The sequence below is a fragment of the Amycolatopsis speibonae genome (assembly GCF_042647925.1).
GTDB classification, from domain to species: Bacteria; Actinomycetota; Actinomycetes; order Mycobacteriales; family Pseudonocardiaceae; genus Amycolatopsis; species Amycolatopsis speibonae.
This window is the reverse complement of sequence record NZ_JBHRWK010000020.1, coordinates 151,158-178,024: the sequence shown is the minus strand read 5'-3', so window position 1 is coordinate 178,024 and position 26,867 is coordinate 151,158. Positions and strand designations below refer to the sequence as shown.

General features: G+C 68.8%; 33 protein-coding genes. 9 read left to right on the top strand and 24 right to left on the bottom strand.

Annotated features, from left to right (window positions below; genetic code table 11):
* The first annotated feature begins 6 nt into the window (after window positions 1–6).
* From ACFOSH_RS15270 to ACFOSH_RS15240, 7 genes are all read left to right on the top strand, one after another.
* Entirely contained in the window at window positions 7–1,182 is a 1,176-nt protein-coding gene (locus ACFOSH_RS15270; RefSeq protein WP_378239528.1) for a cytochrome P450, read from the top strand.
* A gap of 33 nt (window positions 1,183–1,215) precedes the next feature.
* Window positions 1,216–1,746, top strand: a complete 531-nt coding sequence (locus tag ACFOSH_RS15265) for a hypothetical protein (protein ID WP_378239527.1) — start codon at window positions 1,216–1,218, stop codon at window positions 1,744–1,746.
* A gap of 66 nt (window positions 1,747–1,812) precedes the next feature.
* Entirely contained in the window at window positions 1,813–3,003 is a 1,191-nt protein-coding gene (locus ACFOSH_RS15260; protein WP_378239526.1) for a cytochrome P450, read from the top strand.
* A gap of 14 nt (window positions 3,004–3,017) precedes the next feature.
* A complete protein-coding gene (locus tag ACFOSH_RS15255; RefSeq protein WP_378239525.1) occupies window positions 3,018–4,238 on the top strand; it encodes a cytochrome P450 in 1,221 nt (406 codons plus the stop codon).
* A 3-nt stretch (window positions 4,239–4,241) separates the two neighbouring features.
* Window positions 4,242–5,597: a condensation domain-containing protein gene (locus ACFOSH_RS15250; protein ID WP_378239524.1), complete on the top strand. Its 1,356-nt coding sequence runs from the start codon at window positions 4,242–4,244 to the stop codon at window positions 5,595–5,597.
* A gap of 155 nt (window positions 5,598–5,752) precedes the next feature.
* Complete coding sequence (locus tag ACFOSH_RS15245) at window positions 5,753–5,941, top strand: hypothetical protein (protein WP_378239523.1); 189 nt, start codon at window positions 5,753–5,755, stop codon at window positions 5,939–5,941.
* A gap of 74 nt (window positions 5,942–6,015) precedes the next feature.
* Window positions 6,016–6,537, top strand: coding sequence for an EF-hand domain-containing protein (locus ACFOSH_RS15240; RefSeq protein WP_378239522.1), 522 nt, complete (start codon window positions 6,016–6,018; stop codon window positions 6,535–6,537).
* A gap of 71 nt (window positions 6,538–6,608) precedes the next feature.
* Here the strand turns inward: ACFOSH_RS15240 and ACFOSH_RS15235 are convergent, their stop codons facing one another.
* A complete protein-coding gene (locus ACFOSH_RS15235) occupies window positions 6,609–7,805 on the bottom strand; it encodes a DegT/DnrJ/EryC1/StrS family aminotransferase (protein WP_378239521.1) in 1,197 nt (398 codons plus the stop codon).
* 527 nt (window positions 7,806–8,332) lie between these two features.
* Here ACFOSH_RS15235 and ACFOSH_RS15230 point away from each other — a divergent pair.
* Window positions 8,333–8,722, top strand: a complete 390-nt coding sequence (locus tag ACFOSH_RS15230; protein WP_378239520.1) for a hypothetical protein — start codon at window positions 8,333–8,335, stop codon at window positions 8,720–8,722.
* 21 nt (window positions 8,723–8,743) lie between these two features.
* Here ACFOSH_RS15230 and ACFOSH_RS15225 read toward each other — a convergent pair whose 3' ends face one another.
* The 19 genes from ACFOSH_RS15225 to ACFOSH_RS15135 form a co-directional block, all read right to left on the bottom strand.
* Window positions 8,744–10,051 (bottom strand): DNA/RNA helicase domain-containing protein, encoded by a 1,308-nt coding sequence (locus ACFOSH_RS15225; protein WP_378239519.1) that lies wholly within the window; start codon window positions 10,049–10,051, stop codon window positions 8,744–8,746.
* Window positions 10,048–10,452, bottom strand: coding sequence for a hypothetical protein (locus ACFOSH_RS15220; RefSeq protein ID WP_378239518.1), 405 nt, complete (start codon window positions 10,450–10,452; stop codon window positions 10,048–10,050). The genes ACFOSH_RS15225 and ACFOSH_RS15220 overlap by 4 nt, the downstream gene beginning before the upstream one ends.
* Before the next feature lie 2 nt (window positions 10,453–10,454).
* Window positions 10,455–10,796 (bottom strand): hypothetical protein, encoded by a 342-nt coding sequence (locus ACFOSH_RS15215; RefSeq protein ID WP_378239517.1) that lies wholly within the window; start codon window positions 10,794–10,796, stop codon window positions 10,455–10,457.
* Window positions 10,797–10,837: 41 nt separating this feature from the next.
* A complete protein-coding gene (locus ACFOSH_RS15210; RefSeq protein WP_378239515.1) occupies window positions 10,838–11,650 on the bottom strand; it encodes a hypothetical protein in 813 nt (270 codons plus the stop codon).
* A complete protein-coding gene (locus tag ACFOSH_RS15205; RefSeq protein WP_378239514.1) occupies window positions 11,647–12,135 on the bottom strand; it encodes a hypothetical protein in 489 nt (162 codons plus the stop codon). The genes ACFOSH_RS15210 and ACFOSH_RS15205 overlap by 4 nt, the downstream gene beginning before the upstream one ends.
* A 10-nt stretch (window positions 12,136–12,145) precedes the next feature.
* Window positions 12,146–12,358, bottom strand: a complete 213-nt coding sequence (locus ACFOSH_RS15200) for a hypothetical protein (RefSeq protein WP_378239513.1) — start codon at window positions 12,356–12,358, stop codon at window positions 12,146–12,148.
* A 63-nt stretch (window positions 12,359–12,421) separates the two neighbouring features.
* Window positions 12,422–12,895 carry a hypothetical protein gene (locus ACFOSH_RS15195; RefSeq protein WP_378239512.1) on the bottom strand — a complete coding sequence of 158 codons (474 nt, stop codon included), beginning with the start codon at window positions 12,893–12,895 and terminating at the stop codon, window positions 12,422–12,424.
* Complete coding sequence (locus ACFOSH_RS15190) at window positions 12,895–13,845, bottom strand: hypothetical protein (protein WP_378239511.1); 951 nt, start codon at window positions 13,843–13,845, stop codon at window positions 12,895–12,897. Before ACFOSH_RS15190 ends, ACFOSH_RS15195 begins: the two co-directional genes overlap by 1 nt.
* Complete coding sequence (locus ACFOSH_RS15185; RefSeq protein ID WP_378239510.1) at window positions 13,842–14,492, bottom strand: hypothetical protein; 651 nt, start codon at window positions 14,490–14,492, stop codon at window positions 13,842–13,844. The genes ACFOSH_RS15190 and ACFOSH_RS15185 overlap by 4 nt, the downstream gene beginning before the upstream one ends.
* A complete protein-coding gene (locus ACFOSH_RS15180) occupies window positions 14,489–15,040 on the bottom strand; it encodes a hypothetical protein (RefSeq protein ID WP_378239509.1) in 552 nt (183 codons plus the stop codon). Before ACFOSH_RS15180 ends, ACFOSH_RS15185 begins: the two co-directional genes overlap by 4 nt.
* A complete protein-coding gene (locus ACFOSH_RS15175) occupies window positions 15,040–15,294 on the bottom strand; it encodes a hypothetical protein (RefSeq protein ID WP_378239508.1) in 255 nt (84 codons plus the stop codon). The genes ACFOSH_RS15180 and ACFOSH_RS15175 overlap by 1 nt, the downstream gene beginning before the upstream one ends.
* A 125-nt stretch (window positions 15,295–15,419) precedes the next feature.
* Window positions 15,420–15,737 carry a hypothetical protein gene (locus tag ACFOSH_RS15170; RefSeq protein WP_378239507.1) on the bottom strand — a complete coding sequence of 106 codons (318 nt, stop codon included), beginning with the start codon at window positions 15,735–15,737 and terminating at the stop codon, window positions 15,420–15,422.
* An 86-nt stretch (window positions 15,738–15,823) separates the two neighbouring features.
* Window positions 15,824–17,581 (bottom strand): hypothetical protein, encoded by a 1,758-nt coding sequence (locus ACFOSH_RS15165; protein ID WP_378239506.1) that lies wholly within the window; start codon window positions 17,579–17,581, stop codon window positions 15,824–15,826.
* 51 nt (window positions 17,582–17,632) lie between these two features.
* Entirely contained in the window at window positions 17,633–18,826 is a 1,194-nt protein-coding gene (locus ACFOSH_RS15160; RefSeq protein ID WP_378239505.1) for an AAA family ATPase, read from the bottom strand.
* 75 nt (window positions 18,827–18,901) lie between these two features.
* Window positions 18,902–19,231, bottom strand: a complete 330-nt coding sequence (locus ACFOSH_RS15155; RefSeq protein ID WP_378239504.1) for a hypothetical protein — start codon at window positions 19,229–19,231, stop codon at window positions 18,902–18,904.
* A gap of 38 nt (window positions 19,232–19,269) precedes the next feature.
* Entirely contained in the window at window positions 19,270–19,434 is a 165-nt protein-coding gene (locus ACFOSH_RS15150; RefSeq protein WP_378239503.1) for a hypothetical protein, read from the bottom strand.
* Between the two features lie 933 nt (window positions 19,435–20,367).
* Entirely contained in the window at window positions 20,368–23,283 is a 2,916-nt protein-coding gene (locus ACFOSH_RS15145) for a BTAD domain-containing putative transcriptional regulator (protein ID WP_378239502.1), read from the bottom strand.
* Entirely contained in the window at window positions 23,283–23,708 is a 426-nt protein-coding gene (locus tag ACFOSH_RS15140; protein WP_378239501.1) for a hypothetical protein, read from the bottom strand. The genes ACFOSH_RS15145 and ACFOSH_RS15140 overlap by 1 nt, the downstream gene beginning before the upstream one ends.
* Before the next feature lie 36 nt (window positions 23,709–23,744).
* Window positions 23,745–24,134 (bottom strand): hypothetical protein, encoded by a 390-nt coding sequence (locus tag ACFOSH_RS15135; protein WP_378239500.1) that lies wholly within the window; start codon window positions 24,132–24,134, stop codon window positions 23,745–23,747.
* 99 nt (window positions 24,135–24,233) lie between these two features.
* On the opposite strand from ACFOSH_RS15135, the gene ACFOSH_RS15130 reads away from it, so the two are divergent.
* The gene (locus tag ACFOSH_RS15130) at window positions 24,234–24,620 is read left to right on the top strand and encodes a M50 family metallopeptidase (RefSeq protein WP_378239499.1); all 387 of its coding nucleotides are present in this window, start codon (window positions 24,234–24,236) and stop codon (window positions 24,618–24,620) included.
* 137 nt (window positions 24,621–24,757) lie between these two features.
* Here ACFOSH_RS15130 and ACFOSH_RS15125 read toward each other — a convergent pair whose 3' ends face one another.
* From ACFOSH_RS15125 to ACFOSH_RS15110, 4 genes are read right to left on the bottom strand one after another with little or no spacing between them, the layout of a single operon-like run.
* Window positions 24,758–25,225, bottom strand: a complete 468-nt coding sequence (locus ACFOSH_RS15125; protein WP_378239498.1) for a TadE/TadG family type IV pilus assembly protein — start codon at window positions 25,223–25,225, stop codon at window positions 24,758–24,760.
* Window positions 25,222–26,157, bottom strand: a complete 936-nt coding sequence (locus ACFOSH_RS15120; protein WP_378239497.1) for a hypothetical protein — start codon at window positions 26,155–26,157, stop codon at window positions 25,222–25,224. The genes ACFOSH_RS15125 and ACFOSH_RS15120 overlap by 4 nt, the downstream gene beginning before the upstream one ends.
* A 51-nt stretch (window positions 26,158–26,208) precedes the next feature.
* The gene (locus ACFOSH_RS15115) at window positions 26,209–26,661 is read right to left on the bottom strand and encodes a TadE/TadG family type IV pilus assembly protein (RefSeq protein WP_378239496.1); all 453 of its coding nucleotides are present in this window, start codon (window positions 26,659–26,661) and stop codon (window positions 26,209–26,211) included.
* Window positions 26,662–26,663: 2 nt separating this feature from the next.
* Window positions 26,664–26,831, bottom strand: a complete 168-nt coding sequence (locus ACFOSH_RS15110) for a hypothetical protein (RefSeq protein ID WP_378239495.1) — start codon at window positions 26,829–26,831, stop codon at window positions 26,664–26,666.
* Window positions 26,832–26,867: the final 36 nt, after the last annotated feature.

Sequence of the window (26,867 nt, the reverse complement as noted above, 5' to 3'; positions counted from 1 at the left end):
CTCATTGTGCATACCATCGACTACTCGGCCGATCAGCTGCTGCGCCGGTTGTTCTCGGTCAGCGGCCGCCGGGATCCCTATCCCTGGCTCAACCGCTTGCGTGAGGAGCACCCGGTCCACCGCACTGAATCCGATGTCGTCGTCTTCAGCGAGTACGCCACCGTTTCGGCGATCACGCGCGATCCTGTTTTCGCGGTCAAAGACGCGACTTGGCTGGACGAGCATCTGTTGGGCTGGCGGGACAACGCGGGCATGCGGCTGTTCTACACCAGCCCAGTTGTCCACAACGGACAGAACCACCAGCGGTTGCGCCGTGCTATGGCGCCGGCATTCGTGCCCGCCCGGCATCGGCGCTTGACGCAGGTGATGAGCCGTGAACTCGAGAACCGGCTCGACGCGTTGGGTGCCAGGGCCGATCTGCACACCGACCTCACGCTGCCGATGACCCTGGCAGTCATCTGCGAGGTGACCGGTCTGCCAGTAGAGCAGGGCGTCCGCGTGTATGAGTTGATTCAGCCCTTGCTCGGGCTCCTGGACCCGTACGTCAGCGCTCGCAAGGCCGACAGTGCCCACGAAGCCGCGGTCGAGCTGGAGCCGTATCTTTCCGCACTGGTCGCAGGCAGCAGGCGCACTCTCCGCGACGACCTCGTCTCCCGCGTCTCGACGCTGGCCGACGAGGAAGCCGTCCCCGCGTTGTTCCTCGCGCTTGCCGCGGGCTTCGACACGACGATCACGTTGCTGGACAACATGATCAGGGCGTTGCTGGCGGGTGCGGAACGCCCCGTGGCGCCGGACGCGAATGCGGTCGTGAACGAGACACTGCGCTACGACCCACCATTGCAGCTGATCACCCGGGTCGCCCGCGCGGACACCACCGTAGCCGGCACGCGCTTGGCCGCAGGGCAGGAAGTCATGGCCTTGCTCGCCGCGGCACAGCGCGATCCCGCCTGGTTCACCGACCCGGACACTTTCCGGCTGGACCGGCCCGCGATACCTCTGGTCGCCTTCGGTGGCGGGGCGCACTACTGCCTCGGGGCACAGTTGGCGAAGCTCGCAGCGACGCTGATGCTTCCCGCGTTGTCGCGCCGCTATCCCCGCATGAGGGTTGCCGGAGCGCCGCAGCCGAACAACCGGATCACCCTGCGCGGCTGGACGACAGTGCCCGTCGTACTCGAACCCTGAACCCGAGAAAACAGCACATGAAAGGAAAATCAGATGAGATCAGTCGTCCCGCGCCTACGGAACGCGTTCGCGATCATCAGCACGACCGGGCTGCTCGCCGTGGCCGGGGTGGCGCAAGCGTCCGCCGCGTCCGCCGCGCCGGTGCCCATCGCCTGCGAGTCCACCGCTCAGAACGGCAGCGCCTCCGCCAACCCCCACAACCCGGCCGAGATCGACTTCTGGGGCACGGGAACCATCACCTGCGTCAACCCGGAAGGCGCGCTGCTCATCAACGGCACCACCACCTTCGATGGCACGATCCCGCACGCCCAGTGCCTCGGCACGGTGAGCTCGGGCCGCTATCACGCCAAGGTGGACTGGGCGGACGGCAAGACGACCGAGGGCACCTTCACCGACTTCAGCGAGGTCACGGCCGCCGGTTCCTCGGCCGTGACGATCAGTGGCGTCAACGACGCGACCAGCACCCGCTTCGGCGGCTACCACGCCACCATCGTCAGCACGGCACTCGGCACGTGCGGTAGCGCCGGCAAGACCGAAGCCGGAACGATTCTCTACACGCCCTGACCCCTGACGGTGTGGCGGTCCGCCCGGGACCGCCACACCGCCGCGTCCGGAAACGGAAGCTCAGCGATGTCTCCCCGCACCCCTGTCGCCGTCTACTTCGACCCCTTCGACCCCCTTCTGCACACTGATCCGTACGCGCGCTACGCCGAAGCGCGAGAGGCGGCGCCGGTGTGCGATGGGCCGCACGGCCTGGCCGTGCTGACTCGGCATCGCGATGTGTCGGCCGCGTTGCGTGATGACAACCTCGGGCACGGGCCGGCCACTGCGCCGAACAAGATCTTCTCCTTTCTGGGCATGGACCCACCGGAGCACGGACCCTTGCGACGTATCGCGGCACGGTTCTTCAGCCCGCAGATCACCGGCAGGCTGGCCACCACGATCACTGGATTCGCCGACGACCTGCTCGACACCGCGCTGGACAAGCGAGAGGTCGATCTGCTCGCCGACTTCGCTTACCCGTTGTCCCTGCGGGTGATCTGCAGCCTGTTCGGGCTCCCCGAAGCGGACCAGCCGTGGATCCGGGAGCAGAACCCACCGATCGGCCGGTTGCTCGACCCGCCGTATTCCCTCAGCCAGAACGATCTGACCGCCGGCCGGAACGCCGCGGCGGTCTTCGTCGCCTATCTCCGCCGGCAGATCAACGACCGGCGCAACGCTCCCAGGGATGACCTGCTGAGCACGTTGACCGCCGAAGCCGAGACCGGAGGACCACTCGACCGGCACGGCCTGATCCCGATGTGCGCGCTGCTGCTCATGGCCGGATACGAGACCACGGCGAACATCATCGCCAACGCCGCACTCGCCTTGCTACGCCACCCCGCGCAGCTGGCCGACGCCAGAAACCGCTGCACCAATGGGCCCCTCGACAAGACCTCGATGGACGAACTGCTGCGCTACGACTCCTCGATCCAGGCCACCTTCCGCACCCTGCGACGCGACGCTGTCATCGGCGGCACCCCACTGTCCGCCGGCACTCCGGTAGCGCTGCTCATCGGCTCCGCCAACCACGATCCCCGCGTGTTCACCCGCCCGGACGAACTCGACCTCGACCGGTCACCCAACCCGCACCTGTCCTTCGGGGCCGGCTTGCACTACTGCCTCGGCGCCCCGCTGGCACGCCTGGAAGCGGGCATCGCGCTGAGCCGCTTGCTGCACCGGACCCGGCGGTTCGAACTCGACGGCGTGCCCCGGCACAAGGACATCACCGCCGCCATCCGCGGCGTTGACGCGCTGCCCGTCGTCCTCACCTCCCGCTAGATCGGAACCACCTCATGCACTCGTCCACCCTGCCCCGCCTCGTCACCGGAGATCTGGCGAGCTGGGACGCCCACGACGCCTTCGCGAAACTGCGAAAAGGCGCGCCGGTGCGGCAGGTCGCGCTGCCGGGCGGACTCGTCGCCTGGCTCATCACCGGAGCTGCCGAGGCACGCGTGGCGCTCGCCCATCCACAGCTCGTTCACGATCTGCGCCGACTCACCGATCCGACACACGGTTTCGCGGGGCGCCGCTATCCTGACGACATCTTCGCCGTCGAAGGACGGCACCTGCTCAACAGCGACGGCGCCGATCATCGGCGGCTGCGTGCGCTTCTGGCGCCGCTGTTCACTCGCGCCGCCGCTCGCCACCAGGAACCGATGGTCGAACAGACCTGTGCCGACCTGCTCGACCACCTTGTCAACGAGGAACTCGCGGATCTGGTCGACGACTACGCCCGCCCGCTGGCCACCCGCGTGACCGCCGGACTGCTGGGAATCGGGGACGATCACCTGCCCGAATTGAGCACACTGACCCTGGCCATGATCAACACCCGCGATCCGGACCACGTCCACATTGCGCGGCGGCGCACCGACCTGTTCCGGCTCTGGGCCCGGATCCTCCACGGTAAACGCCGAGACGGCGGCGATGACGTCCTCACCAATCTGGTCGAGGCGCAGCGACGAGATGAACTCTCCGCCGACGAGCTGGTCTCGGTGTCCTGGGGCTTGTACTCAGGCGGTATCTCCCCGGCCACCACGTTGATCACCGCCGGTGCACTGGAGATCCTGCGCGCTCCCCGGCTGCGGGACGCGCTACTCAACAAGCGGACCGCCGGGAACGTGACCGAGGAGCTGCTGCGGCTCACGAGTCCCTTTCCCGTCGCCACCTGGCGTTTCGCCGTCGACGACCTAGCCATCGGTGACACCGTGCTCCCCGCAGGGGCGGTAGTCCTGGTCAGCCTCGCGGGGGCCAACCGGGACCCGCGGTCATTCCCCGACCCGGATACTGCTGACCCCGGCCGTGAACGATCGGCCGGGCACTTCGCGTTCGGGCTCCGTCCGCACTACTGCCCCGGTGCGCACCTCGCTCGCACGCAGGCCACCATCGCGCTCCAGGCCCTGTTCACCAGGCTGCCCCGCCTCCGGTTGGCTGTTCCCGAAGCCGACCTGCGCTGGCATGGAGTTCTGGTGGAACGTTGCTATGACAAAGTTCCCGTGCACACCGGCGCGGTGTAGGACATGTCGCAAATTCCTGTCGACGACGCACGGATCGCCCCCGGGCAAGTATGGGAATGGCAAGTGATTCTCTCCGCGGAAGGCAAGCCCGCACGTCTGGGCTACAACCAGATCAGACACACCGCGGCGGCCCGGCGAGCCCGCGCGGCGGGCGGCCGTCTGGTCTTCACCATCGCCGCGACGTTCGACCTACCCGGCCCGAATGATCTGGACGCACTCGACGCCGCGCTGAGACGGTTCGTCCGTCGCCACGAAGCACTGCGTGCCCGCTACAACGGCCTCACCTGCGCGGTGCTCGACCCGGACGACGTCGAACTCGAACGCACCACAGGGCCGCGACTCGTCACCTCGGCGCAGGTCCGTGCGTATCTGCGCCGGAGATTCCGGCAGGTGGACACGCTCGACGGGCCGTGGCTGGCGCTGGGCGCCATCACCCGGGACGACTCCACCACCGTCTACCTGGCGTTCGATCATCTCGTGGCCGACACGATGTCGGCGATCGTCGCGGTTACCGACATCGCCATGGACTATGAGGGCCACGAGCCGGCCGAGCCCGGGGACGGCTACCTGACATTCAGCCAGGAACAACATCGTCAGCACAGCAGGCTGAGAGCCGACGATCCCCGGCTGAGAGTGTGGGAGGAATTCAGCGCGGGCGAGGGCGGCCTGTTCCCGCCGTTCCCACTCGATCTGGGCGTCCCTCCAGGCCAGGTGTTCCCGCCGGTCAATAAATCCGTGACCCTCATGAACGCGCGGGAAACAGGGGCACTCGAAGCTCGATGTCACGAATCCGGCGCTGGACTGTCCCTGGGGGTTCTCGCGGCCGTGGCGGTCAGCCAGCGCAACGCAGGCGGACCCGGCATCCACCGGAACCTCATGCTTGTCAACGAACGCAAGGCAGGGCGCGCCACCGGTTCCGTGGGCTGGTTCGTCAATGTCCTGCCGATCACCGTTCCGGTGCCCCCAGGATCGAACTCCACCGACATGCTCACCAGAACACGCCAGGCGTATGAAAGAGCACGCGACCACAACGAGATCCACTACCTGCGAGCCTGGGATCTGCTCGACCCCAACGGTGACCACCCAAGCTCCTACTGGCCTTACCCGGTCAACCTGTTCTCCTACCTGGACGTTCGGAATACTCCGTGCGAACCGAACATCCATCACGTGACTTCCGCTTCCGACGGCATACTCAGCTGGTTCGTGCGCGACACCACCGGACTGCACCTGAACGTGATCCATGCCCGCACCACGCAAGCCAAGTGTGTGACAACCGGTCTGATCCAATCACTGCGCGCGACCTTGTTCGCCATGAAGAGGAACGGTCCACTGACACACGATCAGGCGGTAAAGGTATAGCGCGCACCACTTCGTGCCCGATTCACCGATACCGTGAGGAGGATCGCCAGTCTCGAAAGGAATCCATGCGTAGAACAGCAAAGTTCGTCATGCCCGTCTTCATTGCTCTCGGTATCTCCTTCAGTGCCGCGGCGCCTGCTATGGCATCAGGCCCCATGGAGTCCACGATCGAAGCGGTCGACAACGTCTTCGGTGGCGGGGTCAACGCCGCCAACAACTGGAATTTCACCGCGGCGGCCGTGTGCCTGCAAGAAGTCGCGGTCGTGCCAGTGCTGGGGGACTGGATCAGTGACCACGTCAACAACTGCTCGAACGGCAACGTGATCGACCACTCCGGTCGCTGAGCCTTACTCCGGGCCGGACACTGCCCGGGCTGCTGACCACTGAAGGAATCGAAGGAGCAGTAATGACCACCGCTTTGCTGAAGACCAAGCACGACAAGCTGTTCGATCTGCTCGACTACGACGGCAACGGCACGATCGAACGTGACGACTTCGAGAAACTCGCCGCTGACCTGATCAAGGCGGGCGCCGACAACCCGCACGCCCCGAGCGCCGAAGCGGTGGCCCAGGCGTACCGGCGGGCGTTCGAGCGGTTTGTCGCGCATGTCGACACCGACGGCGACGGCATCATCGACCGTGACGAGTTCCATACCGCGATGGCCACCCAGGCTGACCGTGAAGCGCGGTTCGACGACATCTGGGGACCGACCTGCGATGTCGAGTTCGACAACGTGGACGTCAACGGCGATGGGAAACTTGATCGCGAGGAGTTCGCTGAGCTGATGGCAGGGTTCGGGCAGACCCCGGCGACCGCGTCGGCCGCGTTCGACCGCCTGGCGGCCGACGGGTTCATCACCCGCAAAACCTATTACTACGCGTGGAAAACCTACGTCAGCAGTGACGACGACTCCGCTGCGGCAAACGCGATGATGGCCTGACCTCCAAACGAGGGCCGCACACTCCCATCGGAACGGGAGTGTGCGGCCCTCGTTGTGCGTTGCCCACGGATTTACCCTTCGAAGAAGGACGTCACACCGTCGACGACGGCCTGCCTCTCCCGATCCAGCAGCTCCGGATAGAGGGGTAGGCACAGCAACTTCGGGTTGTCGGCGTGGGCGACAGGTGTCGGCTCGGCGCGATGCGGAAGCCCAGCGAAAGCTGGCTGCTCGGACAGCAAGAAGGGATAGACCCGTTCGGTCTGGATTCCCCTGCTCCGCAGATGGGTGGCCAGCTCAGCGGCATTCGGGGTGTGTACGACGTACTTGTAGAACACATGCTCGCGGCCAGGACGCACTTCCGGTGTCACCAGGGGCAAACCAGCGAAGGCCTTGTCGTAGCGGTCCGCGATCACCCGGCGTTGCTCGTTCCATGTCGGCAGCATCGAAAGCTGATGACGTAGAACGGCGGCGTCGAGTTCACTGAGCCTGGCCCGGCTTCCCCAGGAATGGTGCACGTACCGGTTGTCCCGGTCCCGTCCGAGATTGTGCGCCCGCTCCAGTGCGCGCAGATCCTTTTCAGCTTTGACCGTGACGAGCCCGCCGTCGCCCAACCCGCCGATGTTCTTGCCCGCCCACATCGAAAAACAGCCGAAGTCCCCGAACGTTCCCGCGGGCTTGCCATCGTAGGTGGCCTCGTGGGCTTGCGCACAGTCCTCGATCACCACCAGGCCATGCTCCTCCGCGATCGACAGGATCTCGCCCATGTCGGCGACCTGCCCGTACAGGTGCACCGCGATGATCGCCTTGGTCCTCGGTGTCACAGCTCGGCGAACAGCGTCCGGTGAGATCAGCCAGCTCCCCGGTTCGACATCGACGAACACCGGCGTGGCCTGGACAGCGGCGACCGCGAACGCCGTTGCCACAAAAGTCATGTCAGGCACGATCACCTCATCGCCCTTCCCGACTCCGGCCGCACGCAACGACAAATGCAGCGACTCCGTCCCCGACGACGTGGCCACCGCGCGGCAGTCCCACCGCGCGCCGAGCTGCTCCTCCAGTTGCCGGGTGAAGTCACCCATGACAGTGGTTCCACCGTCGATCACTCCATCCAGATACTCATGGATCAGCTGCCGCATATCCGCAAGCCGCCGGTGATAACCCTCCGCAGGAACCTCGATAGCAGCCTCGTTCGTATCGCGTTTCACCAGTGCCGGTCTCCGTTCGATCGTCAGCGAAAACGCCGTCAAAGCCGCGAGCGGCAGAGACAACGCCAGTCAAAGCATCGACACGAACCACCCGGAGATTGAGAGTGCGAAGGACTGATCTCTGGCCGAGTCTGTCGCGCTCTGACCGCAAATCCGCACGATCACCTCGCTCACCGGATGCGTGCACGGCACTTCACCCGCCTCTCGCGTCCAGACTGGACACGCTCACCGGACTACCTCCTGGGTCTGTAGCCAAGCTGCGCGGCCGCGGCGCAGTCAGTCACCCCGTCTGTGTGAGCGCGGCCAGCTCACCGGGTCCATATGATCCGCAGCTGGACCGCCACATCACACGCCACGGATGAAGCGCCTGGGACCGCAGCAGAGCAGCACAAGGCATGCGGTCCCGGCTCGCCACGACACCACCTAAAACCGAACGACCCTCATCGGCTTGGCCCCGCCGCCATACAACACGGACGGGTTGTCGTCGCGGGTGGCGGCGATGTCGGCCCGTCTTACACACGCGAGGAGCCTCCATCCGAGTCGGCACCTCTCGGCCGGAACAACGGCTGACGCAACACGGGCGAACGGGCATGGACGTGACACAATTCGGACAGGTCGCAACCCTGGCGGCCGAGGACGGCATGTTCGTGTGGCGCCAGCCGATCGTCGCGCACCAGACTCCAAGCACACTCCGGTTATCCGTAAGGTTGGTCGTGGACTGCCCAGACGGAGCGGCCTTGAAAACAAGCGGACAGACAGACGCCACGGAACTCCAGGAACTTATGACCCTGCGATCAGAACCGGACAGCCTTCTCGCGGTAGAGGCAGGCGTGACCCCGTACGATCGTTTCCACGACTACGAGTTCTCGTTCTCACTCCCTCACGACGATCAGTACCCGCCATCACTGGAGTTCGACTACCATTTCCGCTCGATTCAGCTCTCTAACGGGCACAGTGAGACCGTCCGTGCAAGCAGGTGATCGACGTTGCGGGCTTTTCGGCTACGCGTTGACGAGTTCGTGCAGCAAACCACGGGTTTCGGTGTCGGCGGAGTAGAGGACTGTTCCCACTCTGGCCCGCGTGAAAAGCACGCGGTAAGTGCGGCGTACCCACAGATCGACGTCGGCCGCTGTCGCGCCGTCGAGAGCATCGTCGCGAGTGGCGGCGGGATCGGTGATCCACCGGTCGTCGCGCCACACGAGGTCGGGGCCGAGAATGACGCCACCGTAGTCGTACTCGAAGCCTTGCGCACTGTAGACACTGCCGACCTGGCCAGCACCGGCCGGATCGATCGCCCACAACGGCGAGGGTGGAAGACCGTTGACCGCACGCTGGCCCTTCACACTCCACGGGCGCCGCCAGTCGCCGATCACGATGTCCTCGACCAGCGGAGTTCCAGGCCTCGCGTCGCTCCACGGCCAGCACAACCCGGCCGTGATCCGGGCGCTCGCCCCGAGCTCGGTCTTCGCGTGCAGCAGCTGCTCCAGCTCGCCGGGGCTGTCGGCCACCCTGAACTCGAAGCGCGGCGCGGGTTCCTTGCCCGTGTTCCAGGGGGCCGGCTGCCTGAGCGGGCCGTCGAGGCCGAGGAGCCGTCGGACCCAGCTGTCGTAGCAGGCGCTGCTGTGACGGTGCTGGCTCTTCAGTTCGGCTCTGTGCACTGTGGCGCCGCTGGCGCGGGCGGCGGCCGTGAGGTAGTCGCGGGTGCCGATCTGGCCGGGGCGAATCGCCTGGTCCTCATCGAGCAAGAACACCACGACGCGAGCGGTCTCGAGCAGCTGTACGGCCTGGGTGCGGTCGCTGCGGCGCGAGGCGGGGGTGTAGCGGGTGTTCGAGGTGGCCCGCAGCTGGTGCGCGTCGTCGCACACCAGAAGATCCAGCCCGGCGGGCTCCGTATCGGCAGCGGTGCCGAAGTACTGGAACAGCTTCTGAGTGGCGCGGGAGCCATGTCCGGCGCTCTTGCGCAACGCGGTGGTGAACGCCTGCGAGCCGGTGGCGTGCCGGGCCCGGCGGCCGGCACGCAGGGCCTCGCCGAGCAAAGTCAGCGCGAGGGCGCTCTTGCCCGTGCCCGCGGCCCCGGCTACCACCACCACGGCCCTCGGGCCGTCCTCGTCAGCGAGGCACTGTCGCACGCGGTCGAGGACGACCTGCTGATCGGCCGACAGGGCGAACGCATCGGCATGGGTAAGCGTGCGGGCCGCGAGGTCGAACAGAGTGGGCGCCGCGGAGCGCGAAGGTGATCCGGCGGTCGAAGCGCCGCCAGACGCTCGACGTTGGCAGCCCGCTCGCTGCAGAAAGCCGGACGCGGTCACGCCGAGTTCCCCCGCCCGGTCGGTGCCACGCCCTGGTGCGCCGCACCCTCTGATTTCTCCGAGACAATCTGGTCGCTCGTGCCCGGATGGCTGGGGCGGGTCCAACGGCGCGCGACGGGATCCCAGTTGGCTGTGGTCATCAGGCGGTTGAGGTCGGGGAGGCCAGGGCCGTATACCCAGCCGAACTCGATGCATTCGACTTCCCCTGGCCACAGCCCGGACCACGTGTCCTGCGGGCACCGGCAGGTCTCGAAGTCATGACCGAGACGCTGCAGCCCGGTGGCCAGACAGCGAGCTACGTCGCACCAGTCGTGGTGGACGTGGCCGATCTCGGCATGACAGTCCGGGCAGAACGGGTCCAGCGGCCGGGTGCTCGACGAGAGACTGGGCGGGGTGGTCATGCCTACCTCCCGGTCGTGTTGTTCTGGGCTTCGATGAACTCATTCCAGTGCCGGGTCTCGGCACTGACGTAGGTGTTGTGCAGGCGCACGTCGGGATTTGCGAGCAGTTCGCGGTGCGCGAGGACCAGGCTGGCTCCGGCAGTGATGGCCTCGGCGAGGCGCAGGTGCATGCGCGCCCAGTCGAGGCAGCGCCGGTATTCATCCTGGTCGTACGCGCGGCTGCTCAACGTTGGGTAGATCTCGCGGGCGCGGGTGAAGAGGGCCTCGGCGGCGGCGCAGTGCTCGGCGGCGCTGTGCGGCTCTGTCGTAGTGGCCGGGTCGGCAGGTGCGCTGTTCGGTGACATGGGTGTGGTCTCCTTCGGAGGTTGTGGCTGGAACGTGGGGGTCAGAAAGCGGTGAGCACCGCGCGGGCGCGCGGATCACCCAGCACGGGGTGGGTGGTGTGGCGGCCGTCGTCGGCGAGGAGGACGCGTACGCCGAAGCGGGGTGGCCCGCCGAGGGGATCGGTCCATCCGTAAAGGGCGGGCAGCATCGACAAGGCCTGTGCGGCGGTCTCGGCGGCGGGGTCGCCGTCGCGGTAGCCGAAGACCTCGAAGCCCAGCTCCACCGCCGTCTCGTCGGCGGTGACGGCGTAGCGCAGGTGCGGTGGTAGCTGTGCCCGGAGCCCGGTGAGGGCGCTGGGTGCACCGGGTACCGGTGGCCCGGTGAGGTCAGTCAGGATCCGCAGCCCGAGCTGGGGCAGGTCGTGGCGGTAGGTGTCGCCCAGCAACGGGCCGTAGCGGCGGGCGGTGGTGTCGGCGGCGTCGATCCCGGTGTAGCCGCAGTACTCGCGCATGGCCGGGAACACCAGCGGTGTCTCGTCCGGTCCGGGCGGGATGTACTCGTCGGCGCGCAGCGACCACCGGTCACCCCGTCTCGCGGTCCACACCGTGCCGGTGTCGAAGGCATGGACATAGTCGGTGCCATGGCTGGTGGGCCAGGGCCACGGCCACACATGGTTGCCGAGGGTCACCTCGCCGGCCTCGTGGATCTCGGCGGTGCGCAGGAAGAGGGCGACGAGGGTGATGAACCCGCCCGCGGACCGGGCCCGGGTGAACTCGTCGAGCCAGCGGCCGTCCCAGCTGGCCAGGCGGACCGAGCCGAGCCAGTCGGCGTCCGCGCCGCGCCCGAGGTAGAAGTCGTGCGTCGTGCTGCTCATCGGGTATCACCGCCGATGATCGGCATGTCGGCGGTTTTCTCCCGCATCAGCGGCATCGGCACCGACGGCGGTGCGGCCGGATCACGCAGCCACGCGTACAGGTCCGGCGGGCCGAGCGGGTCGTCGCTCTCGGGGAACCAGGGGTTATGCGGGTCGATGCGGTGCCAGCGGACACCGCCGCCCACCGTGGCGAACACCGCGCTGTCGCCAGGGTCGAAGGTGATGATCCAGCTGCTGTTGTGGCTGGAATACCACGGCCACGGCCAGCCGCCCTCGCGCCGGTACGCGTGACCGAGGCGTTCCTCCTCCCAGATATCGAGAGTGTCGGTCACGGCAGCGCGGAACGTCGCCTCGTCGGTCGCGGTCACCGCGAGCCGCAAGGGTGGGACGGCGAGGAAGTTCTCGGGATAGCACTCCCCGTGCAGGGAGCCGATCCACTCGGCGTCCTCGCCGCGTCCGAGGTAGAAGTCAGTGGTGCTCGACATCGCCAAGTCCTCACTGTGTGGGCGTATAGGGATTCCGATCTGCTGGGACGCAGGCGTACGGATCGGGCGGCGGGTACGGCGGGGCCCCGTCGTGGCACGGGGTCTCCCGGTCACGGTCGGCGACGCGGTCGAGGACGTAGGCGAGCACGACCACCGGGGTCCACGGTCCCGGCAGGACCACGGCCAGCACTGTCCACAAGAGACGCTTCTTCCTGTCCTGCATCAGTTCTCCTCCGATTCATTTGGGTGGCGCGGAAAGGGGACGGTCTTCCACGGGGCTTGGCACTCAGGGCTGCTGCCAGCTGGACACGGGGTCGGTCACGCCGGGAGCGCGGAAGGTCGGCAGCCGCAGTGCGGGTGGCGCGCCCGGGTCGCACAGCCATCTCGCGACGTCCGGCGGGCCGCACCGCAACGGCGGGCACGGATCGTCGGGGTCCAGGCGGTGCCAGCGGTCACCGCCGCCCGCCGTCATGTGCGCGGCGCCGTCGTAGTGGGTAGTGATCCAGTCGTTGCGGTGGCTGGTGTCCCAGTCCCAGGGCCACCCGTTGCGGGGCTCGTGCGCCGCGCCGAGTCCTCCGACCGCCCACATCAGCAGCAGGTCCCGCACCGCTTCCCGGTAGGCAGTGGGCTGTCTCGCGGTCAGCGCGGCGCGGCCGTGGGGGTCTTTGAGGAGGTTATCGGGATGGCAGGCGAACTGCAGGGAACCGAGCCAGGTCGCCGACGCTCCGGTGCCGAGGTAGAAGTCGGTGCGCGTGACCATCACGATGCCCTCTCGGTGGCGGTTGGCTTCGTGAACTGTCCGGTCTGGTGCGGGCATGCCGACGTGTGGCCGACGCCGTACCTCGATTCGGGTGGGCAGGCAACGAGGTGGCTATCGGTCCGCGCGCCGAGGAATCGGCCGAGGGACACCAGATCGGTGACGTCCGCCAGTGGCACCTCGCGACCGCAGTCCGGGCACGGCCCCAGGGCCTGTAGGGCGTCTCCTCTGCCGCTGAATGAGGTGAATCGGTAGTCGGTGCCGTCGTCGGTGATGGTCACGCGAAACCAGCGCCACCCGCCGTGTATCCGGTCGGGATCGTCGGTGACCGTCACCGCCGATTGCGCGACCCCGAACGTCTCGGCCACGTCGTGGACCAGCTCGCGGCGACAGGTATCACGCTCGAAGTCACCTCGGCGGAGGTCGAATTCGGGATCCTGGCGGCGGGCCCGGTCGACCGCGTCGCACGCGCGTCCTGCGAGAGTGCTGGCCCCGGTCGCCGGGGTAGCGGACAGCGCGCGGCCGAGGGTGATGTTCTGCCAGTCGTTCTCGGCGTCGTCGATGCTGGGGCGGCCGACGGGAAGGTACAGGACTCGTCCGCCGTCGAAGGTGTACGAGCTGCCCACGCGAAGGTCCGAACCCCACCACTTGTCCAGCGTCGCGAGTTCGTAGTCGAAGCCGGATACCGCCAGTCCGAATCCGCTCAGCGTCCACGCCTCGGCCAGGTTGTCCAGCGCGGTCAGGAAGTCGGTCTCGGTGGTGGCGGTCAGGAACTCGCGTCCGACCGGGAGCGTCGCGACGGTGGCGGGGTCGGCGATCCTGTCCGGCCACGCGGATCCGAGATAGCCGTTCAACTCGGCTTCCGGGCCCGTGCCAATGAAGACCTCGACACGGGAGGAGTCGTAGAAATTTTCGGGACACAAGCGTGAGACGGCGGTGGTCATCGCGGTCATTTCTTCTCCCGGGTTTCCGTCGGTGTGGACGGTGCGGTGGTGGCATCATCGGCACGGAGTGCCTGTGCGAGCGCGGGAATACGGGCGAGCGCGTCGTCAACCGGCATGATCAGCGTGATGCGTATTCGGCCGTCGTCCATGTAATAGATGGCAGAGGACCCGCACGCCGGAGAAGGGAACTCGCTGTGCAGCTGTGCGGCGATCTGGTGTCGGGCCTTGCGCAGCCGTTCATGGGCTTTGTCTCGCTTACGCAGGGCTGCGCGGGCGTGGTCAATCCACAAGTGAAAGGCAGGAAGGAGCTGTTGCTGGATGTGGGTCGCGACCTCGATCGCCGGGGTGCCGACGGTGAACGTGGCGGTGGGATACTCCTCAGCGTTCCGCCACGTGAAGGCTTCCCGAAGGTCGCTGGGAACAGGTCCGGGTACGAGTGTGTAGCGCCACGCGCCCGGCTCCTGCACTGCCAGGAAGCCGAGATGGATACCTGTGGCCAAGCACAGGACGTCGGCGACCTCTCCGAAGTCACGGCCACGCCCGACCGTCCAGTGTCCCGGTAGCGCGGTCGCGACCTCGATCGCGGCGAGAGCCACCCGATCCTTCTTGAAGACGCGTGCCGATTCGTCGATCGGCGGGGTCGGAGTCGTGGTCATGACCGGGCTTCCTTGTCGTTGTCCCGTGCGGTGTGCGGCGCGGGGGCGGCGTAGAGGCAGTGGGGGCGGTGGGCAGGGTCGCCGTGGAATTCGATGGGTGCGGTGTCGAAGAAGTGGTGCTCGGGCTCGGGGTCGAGGTGCGCGCCGAGGTCGGCGAGGCCGGCGACTCGCGTGACCGGGACCCGCGGTGCCTCGCAGGCTGGGCACGGGCCGAGCAATAGCCAGGACCACAGCACGAACCCGGTCACGCCGGGAATGAAGTACCAGGGACGGCCGTCGCTGGTGACCTCGATCAGGTCACCCGGGCTGGTACTGGCCCCGATGCCGTAGCGGCGGTCGGGGTCGTCCCGCACGATCACGCACTCGACACCTACGCCGAGCGCGACCGCGAGATGGGTGGTGGTGATCGCGCGGCGATTCCACGAGGACAGGATCGTGTCGCGGTCGGCGAAGGCGCGCGGCGCGATGGCACGCTGACGACGGGCGACACAGATGGCGCGGTCTGCCAGCGAAGCGGATGTGTCGACGTGTGTTTCGTCGGGGGCCATCACGACCACCCCAACGCGTCGGCGGCAGGCGCGGGCACATACCCGACCTGTTCGCCCGCACCGAGCCACACCACGGGCTGGTCGGTGTCGGCAAGACTGTCGCCGTCAGCATTGCCCGGGGTGCACGCGACCCGCGCGAGCAAGTTTTCCAGGGGGTAGCCGGGTTGTGTCGCGAGCCGTAGGGGGCTTGCCGGGTCGTAGTGGTCGAGGGCGGCGATCAGCTCGCCCACGGTGGCGATGGTGGTGTCGGTCATCGTAGTCATCTCTCGGTAAGTGGTCGTGGTTCGCGGAATGGGGTGCAGCCCGGGTGGCAAGTTCGTCGGCCCGCGTAGCTGGTTGGGTGTGGTGTGGTGTGCCCCGTGGAGCTGGGGTCGGGTTTTCAGTCGCAGCCAGCGAAGCCCGGCATATTCGCGAACTCTTTCCATCCATTGATCCCGTTGCACCGGTGTGCGGACAGTCCGAGGGCGTAGAACGCGGTGACCGCGTCCGGCATCGGGTAACGCCGTACGGTTCCCGTGGCGTCCTGGCATTTCGCGGTTACGGTGCCGTCCTGGTGGCGGATGATCGTGCCGTTATCGATAGGCGCGTAGGTGGTGCCGTCACCGTTGTCTCGCCAATGCAACTCCGCGATTGTGTCGCCGTACTGGTTGACGATGGGCTCGGCGGAAGCAGGTGGCGTGGCGTGAGTGGAGGTCATGGTTCGACGCTTCTTTCCGTGTCGTCGTGAGCTTCCGTGCACCCGGGGGAGCGGGGAGCCCCCACTCCCCGGGGCGGCAGGATGGTTCAGCGTGTGCTGCGCAGCGCGGCCGTGGCGGCTTGCCCGATGGCGCGGGCGGTGGCGGCGGGGTCAGTGAGCGTGTGATTCGTGACGCCGTCCATCGGCCGATTCCACGGGCCACCGTCGGGCAGCAGCCACAGAACCGCGCATCCTGTGGCGCGTAAGCGATCGAGGAGCCGCTGGCCCGGTTCGCGGGTCTCGTCTTCGAAGTCGCCGTCGGAGATGACCACCAGAAGGCGGGCGGCGTTCGGGCAGGACAGGTCGAGGGCGCCGTCGAGGGCTTCGATGGCGTCATCGATGACGTGACCGGAGAGGCCTGTGCCGAATTCGGTGATCCGGGCGGGGGTGGCGCCGGGGCGGGTGATCGGGGTGATGCGGCCCGAGCCGAAGGTCACGGTCGCGGTGGTGGCGGGCACGTCGGTGTGGTGAGCGGCGTGGGCGAGAATCCACGCGGCCGAGGCGACCGGTTTCCTGTACTCCTTCATGGAATCGGTGACGTCGCAAGCGATGCCGAGCCGTAACGGTGGTGCGGGCACGGTTTTGCGGGTAGTGCGGGTGAACGGCTCGGCGGTGGGGATGGCACCCGCCGCGCGTTGCGCGGCGGCGGTCATCGCACCGCGCACCCGCAGCCGCCCGGGTGGTATCGCGGAGGTGGTTCTGGTGGTGGTGCGGTCACGGACTCCGGCGGTGGTCAGCGCGCGAGCCAGGTGCCGCGCGGCGGCGCGTTCGGCCGTGGTCGGCGGGCGGGTGCCCGTGATGTGGGTGACGTACGGGCTGGTCCCGGTCCCGAAAGTCTTGCCCGCCGCACTGACGGCGCTGGCGCGGGCGGCGTCCTCGGCGGCCCGTGCCTCCATGGCCTCGGTGACGGGATCGGTCGGCGCGGGGTCGTCGGCAGCCGCGTGGAGGATGGCGGCGGCGGTCGCGGCGATCGCTTGAGCCAACGGTGACGGCGCCCCGTTCCCGCTACCGGGCTGCGCGCCCGGGTCGGCGGCGCCGCGATCGGGCGGCGGCTGGTCGGGGTCGACGCCGAGGACCTCGCACCAGCGGCGCCCGAATTCGATCATGGCGGTGGCGTTGTCGTCGGCGACACGGTGCACCGTACGCCAGATAGCCCGCAACTGGGCGAGGGTGTCGTCGCCGAGAATGCCACGCAACACACGCTCGACCCGGGCGACCTCGCGACGGTTGAGGACCCCGCTGTCCACGCGTGCCAGCAGCAGCGCGGCGGATTGCGCGGCATCCTGTTTCGTCATGGTCGGCGCGGCGGCGGGATCATTCGCCCGGGTGTCGGCGAGGATGAGATTCGTCGCGCTGCCACGCAGCCAATACCGATCCTGCGGGCGGCGCCGTAGCTGTGCCGCTTCGATGCGGGACTCTTCCAGCAGGATCGCGGCCGCCGCCGCACCGGGTGGCGCGCCCGGGGGTACACGCCACACCGAGTGTTGCGCGTGGGCGCACTCGTGGGTCAGCAGCCCCCACGCGGTGCGGTAGCGCTTGCGGTCCCCGACCCGGTGCGGCTCGACGGTCGCGGGGTCGACCCCTTGGGGGAGGTGGATTCCGTCCACTTCGATGGCGGCGAGGTCAGGGAAGAAACACGCGGGCGCGTCGTGTCCCGCACCGGGGGCGACGGTGACCACGAGGTCGTCGCGGTCGGCGATGGCGGGGACCTCGTCCCCGAACCGCGCGGACAGGCTCAGCCATCCCGGCTTGGCGGGGAACACGGCGGTCGGTGTGGCGGCGGGTAAGGCGATGTGCGCGGTCATCGTATGTCCTTTCCGGACGGTCGCGGTCGGGCGGGACCGGTGGAGCGGGGGCTAGAACTGTTCGCCGACGGCGAGCGGGGCGACGTGGGCGCCGAAGACGTTGCGGACCACGTCGGCGACGATGTCCTGGTCCTCTTCCGGTGCGGCGGCGATCAGGTTCCCGGCGGCGGTGATGGGGTCCAGCGCGGCGGCAGTGTCTTTGAACGCCAGAAGTTCACGCATTTGGGGCGCCCACCCGATCTCGCCCTTCTTGTGCCGTCCTGCGAGGTTCTTCGCGACCCGTACCGCTTTCGGGTCGACCCCGATCCGGGCGGCGAGGTCATAGTCGGTGGTCACCTCGATCTTGACCCGGAACCTCGACGCGAGGGCCGGGCTGAGTACCGCGCCGTGTACCCCGGGGTTGTGGCCGCCCACGACGTAGAACCCGGGTGCGGCGTCGACACGCTCCCAGTTGTTGGTCTTGATCGTGATGTGTCCGCGCCCGTCCATGACGGGGTACACCACCGCGAGCACGGGTGCCGGGATGAGGGTGAAGTCGTCGATGAAGAACGCGCGCCCCTCACGCATCGCGGTCACCAGTGGCCCGTGCGCGAACTCGTAGGTTCCGCCCGGGGCGGGCACGTACCCGCCCACGATGTCGTCGACCGTGGTGTCGCTGTCGCCCGGCAACGTCACCGCGTCACCGAACACGGCCTCGACCAGCGACGTCTTACCCGTTCCCGGGGGCCCGTATAGCAGCGAGGGAATCTTGTTCTGCCGCAACCGCCGCAACACCGTCACGTCCGAGCTGCCCGCCAGTTTGCGCGGGTGGTACATCTGCCCGTTCGGGCGCCGTACCGGTGCGGTCACCAGCGCGGGCGCCCTTTTCGGCCCGGGGCAACGTTTCGGTGTGACGGGCGCGGGCGGCGTGGTGGCGTCGCTTGTCGTGGGGTCGGTGGTGCGCGCGCTGATCACGGCGGTCGCGGCGGCCGTGGGGGTGTCGGCGTTGGCGCGGTAGGCGCGGGACGGCTGCCCCATGTAGTCCGCTTCGCCGCGTGTGACCAGGGTTTCCAGGGCGTTGCCGACCGCGCCGGATGATCGGTTCAGGAGTCGGGCGGCGGCGCCCGCCGTCAGTCCGGCGTTGGCGGGTTGCTGGGTGAGCAGTTCGGCCACCATGCGGCGGAGTTCGCCGTTGGGCAACCGGTGTGCCGCGCCCGGGGCGGCGGGCATGGCGCCCGTGGCCGGAGTCGTGGCGTTCGTGGTCATCGTGCTGGTTTCCCTTCACAGCAATGGGTTTCGTCGGTCATGTGCGGCGGGGACCGGGGCGGGTGGCGCGGGTTGTCAAGCGCGGCGCAATGTGGTGGTGAGCGCGAGCACGGCGTGCCCTTCGCTCGGGGCGGGGTATTCGGCGCCGTCGGCGGTCACCACCCGCCATTCCGTTTGCCGCACGATGTCGGCGGGAAAGTAGCTACCGACGAAACGGCCGTCGGGCCCGGTCACGGTGCCGTACAACAGTTGTTGCTGATCGGCGGGGTCGATCACCACACCCGTGACCGTGCAATCGTTTTCGGTATTGGTGCGGGTCACCACTTCGGGTTGCACGTCGCGGCCCATGGTCGGGTCGACCACGTACACCACGCGTTCCGGCGTGTCGTCGGTGTTGTCGTTCACGGTGTTGCCCTTCCGGTGTCGGGTGCGGCGGTGGCGGGTCAGTGGGCGGCGGCGAATTCGGCTTCCGCCGCTTCGGCTTCCCGTGCGTGGTTTTCGGCGGCGGCGTCGGCGGTGTCGTGGTCGGGGTAGGTGTTGGACCAACCGCAATAGCAGTGCGCGGCGGCGGTGCCGTCGGGGTTGTCGGTGGTGTCGGCGTAGCACATAGAAATCCCCAATCGCGAATTTGCCGGTTTCCGCTTTCCGGGGCCATTCGCGCCCGGTGCGGCGGTTTGTTGTGATTTCCGGTTTCCCGGTGACACAACAAACGTAACTCGACCCCCGGGCGCCGCGCAATAGTTTTCCGGGGTTAATTCCGGGGAATTTTGCCTATCTTTTCGCGTGAATGCACGCGCTTTCATGGACATGTTCGCGCTGGTCAGGCGATTGCGGATCACCAGAGAAAGGAAAAGCCGGCCACAGGCGAAACCGCAGATGAATGCAGTCCTCTTCAATAAATAATACGGAAATGAAGGAAAGGGGGAAGGTGAGCGAGGTACCGGGGTGAGTACTGGTGAACAGGTGACGGAGCCGCGTGACATCGCCGCCGGGCCTGATGTGTTCACCTGCTTGGTGTCAAGCGAGTCTGGGATACCGGTGGATCCCCCTGGAGGGGGTGTGGCCTGCGAGAACGTCTGACACGGGGGGATCCGCCTTAGGCGGATACCGGAGGACGAGGCTGATAGGCCGGGTCGGTGGCCCCACGGTTGGCAGTCACGCTCCGCGTCGCCGGAGGCGACGGGGACGGCACTGAGTGACCGTGTCGAGGGTGCGGGCCCGGCATGCGAGGCGGTGTCCGCGCGCCGGATATGCGGGCCGCCACGGCGGCGGAGTGTCTTTGTGGCGCGCGAGAGTCGCCGATAACACTCGGCGAGAGCCGATGTATGACGTGCCGGGAAATGCGTGTGTGCGCCCACGAAGTTCTTTTTCTCTGGCCTCGATGGTTGTGCTGCCACGGTCGACGCTAGCATCGGCGCGGGCGCAATCGCGGCGGAAAATCGAGGCATTTCGCTGTTCCACGCAAATACCTTTACCGCGTGGTAAACACGCCTTGATTCCCGAATGGGCAGGACGTGTTCGCGAACCGGTGGCGTGGTCATTCATGGCGCCGTGGATCGGGAGAAGTCCTCGACCGGTATCCCGGTGTCGCGGGCGCGCAAGCGCTGGGCGAGGCCGACGGTGTCCGCGGTGGGCGTGGTGTCGATTTCGGCGAGGCGGGTTCGCAGGAGGTCCAGGGTGCGGGAGATGGCGTCGTGCCGGCCGAGGGTGTGCTGCAGGCGCATGATGTCGCGGTACAGCAACTCGTTGTGCGGGTCGAACGCCCGCGCGGTTTCCAGCAGATCCAAGGTGTAGCCGGGGTCGGCCCCGACCCGGGTGCGGGCGAGCGCGGCCACGGCGTCGAGCGCGTCGCGCCGCGTCGCCTCCCGGGCGGCCGTGAGCCAGTCGGCGTCCAGGCCGTCGGCCAAGGCACCACCGTAGTGCGCCACGATCGCCTCGTAGCCCTCAGCGCGCCGCTCGGCGGTGCCGGCGGTCCGACGACGGGTCACCGCGTCGGCGAAATCCCAGTAGTCCGCCTCCACCACGGCCGAGTCGAGCCGGTACTGCCCGTGCTCGGCCAGGACCAGCCCGCCGACAGTGCCGCGGGTGGCGGTGTCGAGGACGCGGCGGATTCGGGACAGAACGGTGCGCAGCACGCTGGCGGGATTGCGGGGCGGTGCGTTCGGCCACAGGGCGTCGACGACCATGTCCCGCGACACTCCGCCGGGATGCACCGCGAGGAAGACCAGTAGTTCGAGCGGGCGGCTGCTCAGCTCGCCGGTCAGGTCACGCGGCTCCCCTGCGGCCTGGCCGGGGTCGAGTCGCCAGTGCAGGGCCGGGGCACCGAAGACCGTCAGCGCCAGCGGCGCGAGTGGCCTCGGCTCCGTGCTGGCCGCGCGCGGGCGGGGTGTTTCGCCAGGGGCGCTGGCCGGGGATGGTTCCGGCGCGGCTGGTTCCGCGGTGATCTCCAGTCGTCGCGGGTCGCCGACGGCATTCCGCTGCGGGCCCGGGGAAGTCATGTCCTGTGGTGTCGCCGCCTGCTCGGGCGCTAGGACGTCGAGGGGCGGGTCGGTGGTGCCGCTGTCGCGGGGTGCGGCAGTGCGGAGGAAGTCCAGGAGGTCGCGGGTCGCGGTCTCGGGCAAGGTGAAGGCACGGGTCCCGCGCAGGGGTTCGCCGAGGCCGGGATCGGTCGCCGAGATGATCCCGCCGCCGGTGACGTAAGCGGTCACCCCGGCCCGCCATTGGCCCAGCAGCAGCGCGGTGAGCCCGTGCTGGCCGTGGTTGTCGAGCAGGTGCTGCAGCCGCGCCCGCCGACCAGGGTCACCGGGTGGGGATGCGATCAGGACAGCGGGACCCGGCGGTGCCGAGGCCTCGAGGACGGCCAGGGCGGTGTCCAGGTCGGCAACCACGGTGATCGATGTCGGCAGGTCGGTGGTCGCTCCCGGTACACCGAGCAGGCGGGCCACGTCGGCGCTGGGCACGTAGACCCTGCGCGTGGGCACGTTGTCGGACGCGGTGGTCAGGAGAGTGAGCAGCAGGGCGCGGGCCGCGGCATAGCCACCGGGCCCGACCAGGCCGAGGCCGTGGACACGCGCAAGGTCGAGGGCGACCTGGGTCCCCTCGCCGGCTGTCGTGGTCTCGCCGTCGTCGTGGGAGGGCGTGGTGTCGAGCGCGATGTCGACCACGGATGGTGGCGTCGCCGGTCCGGCGACGCTCCCGGTGGGCGCGGCGGCGCCGATCACACGGCGGACACGAGGTACGAACACCGTCGGCCGGGCCTCATCCCCCGTTTCTTCCGGTGCGGTACTCGAGCACAGCGTTGGGTCTCCGCTGCCGGGTTCTCGGCGCTCGCGCCTGTTCGGCTCGCCGGTCGCGCTGTCGGTCCCGGCGTCCAGTTCGAGGTCTTCGTCGTGGTGCTGGGCGCGCAGATGAGCCAGGCGCAGCTGATACACCACCGGGGCGACGGGCGGGTCGTCGTCTCGCCGTCCGCTGCCCGGCCGGTAGCGCGCGTGGCGCCGCCGACGCGTGAGCACGAGCAAGGCGCTCACCGCCGCGGCCAGGCCCAGGCCGACGAACACCTCACCGCTGCTCCAGCTCACCACTCCGCCGCCGGGCCGGTCCACCTCATGGTCGGCGGCAGGCGTGGCACTGGGCGTCGCGGCCGGGGCAGGCTCGGAGGGAGCTGGCATGCCTGTGCTTGGCGGCGGGAGCCCTGATTCGGGGGCGGGCGCAGAAGGCGTGTATTCCGGCGGAGGCGGGGCTGGGCTGGTGTTGGGAAGGTGGAGGGTGTCGCCGGGGTGGATCCGGTTCGGGTTGGTCAGGGTCCGTCCGCCGGGCTGGGCGCTGCCGTGGTTGAGGGCCCAGATCTCCGGCCAGCGATCGCCAACTCCCAGGCAGCGTTGCGCGATCCGCCACAGCGAGTCGTGCACCCCGTTCTCCGGCGGGCGGACCCGCTCGGTCCCGGGAGCGGCCGGAACCCGGGCCTCTTCCTGGGCGACCGGTGCCGTGGACGCGGGAGCGGTGACAGCCACCTGGGCGTGGCCGGCGGGGCGTGCGGCGTCGGCGAGGGCGAGGGGCGCGGCGATGGCGGCACGGTCCAGCACGGCCACGAGCAGGGCGCCGACGAGCACAGCCGCGACACGCCGCACCGGACCCGTCTGCTGTTTCAGGTCGGATAGCCGGGCGCCGCGGGCGACGTCGGCCGCGCACGCGCCGAGGTCGAGGACGAACACCAGCCACAGCGGCCAGGCCAGGCAGGCGAGGGTGTTGAGCAGGAACCGTGCGGACATGGGCGTCATCAGCCGCGAGCCGATCTCGTCCAGGCCTGGCAGGTGATCCGGCAGCGGCCAGCCCACGCCGTGGATCAGCGCCCACGGCAGGCCCGCCACCAGCCCTGTCAGCACGACGGCGGCGAACAGTCCCCGCGTCACCCGGCCCAGCAGCCGCGCGGTGCGCGTGAACGGCACGCGGCCAGACATCAGGTACTCGCCGCGGCGAGTACCTGACCGCCGTTACCGCCGGCTTCCGGTGCGGGCCCGGTGGGCCGGGTGGCGCGCGGCGGGGTGGCCTCCGGGCTGTCCTTACCGGGAGAGCCGCTCTTCTTCGCGATGTCGGGACGTTTGCGTTTGCCGGCGCGGGTGGACTTGGTCGTCTGGTCACGCCACTGCGTGAGGTCGGCGGCAGGGACGTCGGTGACTGCGGCGAGCTCGGGCACGTCGATGACGTCACCGGCCGCGGTGAGGACCTCGCCGAGCTCGCGTTCGAGGTCTGCGAGCTGCCCGGCCAGGTCGGTGTGCCGGCGCGCCAGGTCTCCGACGGTGGCCGCCACTCGCTGACGGCGGGCGCTGCGCGCGGAATCGGTTTCCTCCAGGCGGCGGGCGATCTCTTTGTCCGTGGTGACCATCCCGGTGTTCTCCCTTTTCTGTCGGCCGAGGGTGGGTCAGGGCTCGATGCCGGTGACCCCGCGCTGCGGATGGGCGGCACCCCGCCCGTGGGTGTGGATGTCGTCGATCCCGGCCAGGGACAGCAGCTGAGTCCGGTAGGTGGCGGTGACCTCGACGATCACCGTGTCCCCGGCCACCACGACGGTGCCGGTCGCGCCGACGCTGGCCAGATACCGCTGCGCGAGGTCACGCGCCCTAGCCGGATCTATACGAACGGTGCCGTTGGCGCGATACGCGGCGACGTCGAGCGCCTGGGCGCCGGCACGGGCGGCGGACTCGGCCTGACCGCCGGCGCGGACCTTGCTCGCCAGGGCGAGGCCGCCGTCCAGGCTCAGCCCTGTCAACGCGAGCAGCCCGATCAGGAGAGCGAGTACGAACGCCGTCACCCGGCCTTCCTCAGCCCGCCACCACCAGCGCAAGCCGCACACTGACGTGCTGCGCACTCGAGTGCGCAGCACGTCAGTGCCACGGCGAGAATGAGCAGCGTGACCGCGACGCTGGAATCGCCTGAGGTGACCGAGGACCGGGTGACCGCGTGGCACGAGGCCGGTCACGTCCTCGTCTACCTGCTGCAGGGCCGGTCGCTGCGCTACGTCACGCTCCGTCCCCGTACGGCTGGGCGTACGGGTTTCACCGCGGTCCGGCCCCGGCGTGTCGACCTGTCGTCGGTCGCGGTCGTCGCGCACGCCGGCCCGCTCGCCCAGGCCCGCTATGTCCTCGAGGCGACCAGCGCGGCCGACCGGCTCGATGAGGAGGTGACCGACGAGGACGTCCGCCTCGGCTCCTACCTGCTCGGCGGGCACGACGACCTCGCCCTGATTACCCAGGCCCGCCAGGCATACGGGATTTCCGACCGGCAGCCCGATCTGTGAGCGGAGATCGCGCAGGACCTCGTCGACCGGCACTGGACCGACATCGGCCGGATCGCGACGGCGTTGCTCGAGCACCGGACGCTGACCGGCGCCCAGCTCCGCGCCTGCGTTCCCGCGCTCGCGCGCTGACAACGCCATCAGGCACCACCCCGCCGAGCCTGGGACCGGTAGGTGTCGACGACTTCGCTGGCGGACGAGACCAGGATCTTCCTGCCGGGAACACCGAGCAGGACGGCCTGCCCGAAGTCCACAGTGCAGCGCACCTGCACGGTCACCGCACTGGCGGGAGCCAGCGTGCCGGACAGCGTGGTGGTCACGTCCCGGCACACCACGCCCGCCTGGGCCAGCGCGGCGCCAGCCGTGTCGCGAGCTGCGGTGGTGGCGGTGGGTGTGGTGCGGTGCAGGGTAGCGGCGCGAGCGGCCTGGTGGGCGGCGTCGTCGAGCCGCAGCCGCGCGTCGACACCGCGGTGCACCACCACGGCGAGCAACACCAGCAGCATGACCAGCACCGGTGTCAGCAGGACGGCTTCCGCGGTGACCGAGCCGCGCTCAGCACGCCACCAGGCGCGCACCCCTGTGACCAGACCGCTTCCTTGCCGCGTCACGACTGCCTCTCCCCCGCCCGACCGTCGGTTCCGGGCGCTGTGGTCGCGTGGTGTGGTGGAAGCAATCTGAGACGGGGCCACTGCGAAGGTGGCCGTTCCCAGGGGAACTCGCCGGCCCGGGTGAGGTCGCGGGCGGCGGTGACGTGAGCGAACACGTTCTGCGGCAGCACTTCCGCGGCACTGGCCAGACGGCTCAGCTCGTCACGGCCGGGCAACGCGGCCAGGACACGATCAGCGCGGTGGGCCAGGTCGGTGCGCCGCAGTTTCGCTTCCCACGCGCGGGTCAGCAGCAGGCAGCCGCGCAGGTGCCGGGCGACCTCGTCCAGGTCGTGGTCGATCGTGGTGACCGCCTGGCGTGCCGCGGCCACCAGGTCCTCGCCGGCGTCGGGATCGGTGGCGAGTTCCTCGGCGAGGGCTCGCGCGTCGCGGCTACGGTCCAGGCAGCACAGAGCCTCCCACACCACCCGGTGCGCCTCGCCTGGGAGCGCGGGATCGATCCAGACGCGGGCCGGTGTCCGGTGCAGCTCGTCGACACCGGCCAGCAGTTCGCGCACCAGGCTCGCGGTATCGGCCCCGAGGTCGGCGAAATCTCTGCTGCGCCAACCCTCGCCACGGCGCAACCGGGCCCCAGGAGCTGGCTCGTGCAGCCTCCGGTACTCGCCGGGCCCGCACGCGGCGCGCCAGCCGGCGAGCACGACGATCAGCACCACGGCGGCGACAATGAACTTCCCTGCGAATCCGTTTCCCGTCACCAGCGCGAATCCCACGACAGTCGCCCCGGCCAGTCCTTTCAGGACAGTTCCCGGTCGCGCGGCGGCGAAGACCTGCCGGCGCCGCCAGCGGCGCGCGGCGAGGGCCGGATGGAGCAGCACGGTGTCCGGCCCGTCCGGGAACACGCCGTCGAGCACCGGCGAATGACTGAGGTCACCCATCAGGAAACTCCTGTCGTCTCACACCAGGAACTGGATCTGGATAAGGAAAAGTCAGGGTGTGCTGTCCGTGTCGGGCACGAAGCGCTCGACCTCGCCGACGGTTTCGGCGTGCACGTGCAGCTGCACACCGGGCAGGACCGTGGCGGCCTCGCCACGGACGCTCACCGACACCGAGGTCGCGTCCCGGGTCACGGTGAGCCGGGGCTCGCGGAGTGGGCCGGCGGCGAGGTCATCGAGCAGCCGCTGTCCCGCTGCGTGTCCGGCGCCGGCGGTGCCGTGCTGGACGCGGGCCGCGGCGAGGGCTTGTGAGGCGGCGGTCTGGGCGACGTGGGTCGCGTGGGACCACACCGCGAACTGGATGATCGCCAGCAACGCCAGCAGCAACAACGGTGTCGCGATGACCAGCTCGACGGTGACCTCGCCCCGGTCCCCGGACAACGCGCGCCGGACACGGCGAGCCAGCGGGCCGCGAGGCCGCCGCGGTGAGGCGTTTCGAGCCGGCATGGTCAACCGATCCCGAGGTTGATCGACGTGGCCTTCTCGGTCAGTTTCGCGACGATGATCGCGATGATCACGATCGCGGCGATAGCCATCAGGGCGGTGACGATGACGGTGGTGGTGATCTCACCACGCTCGGGATCGGCTCGCAGCACGGCGATCCTCGCCGCGATCACTGTCCATATCGTACGGACATATTGCTTCATGGCTCT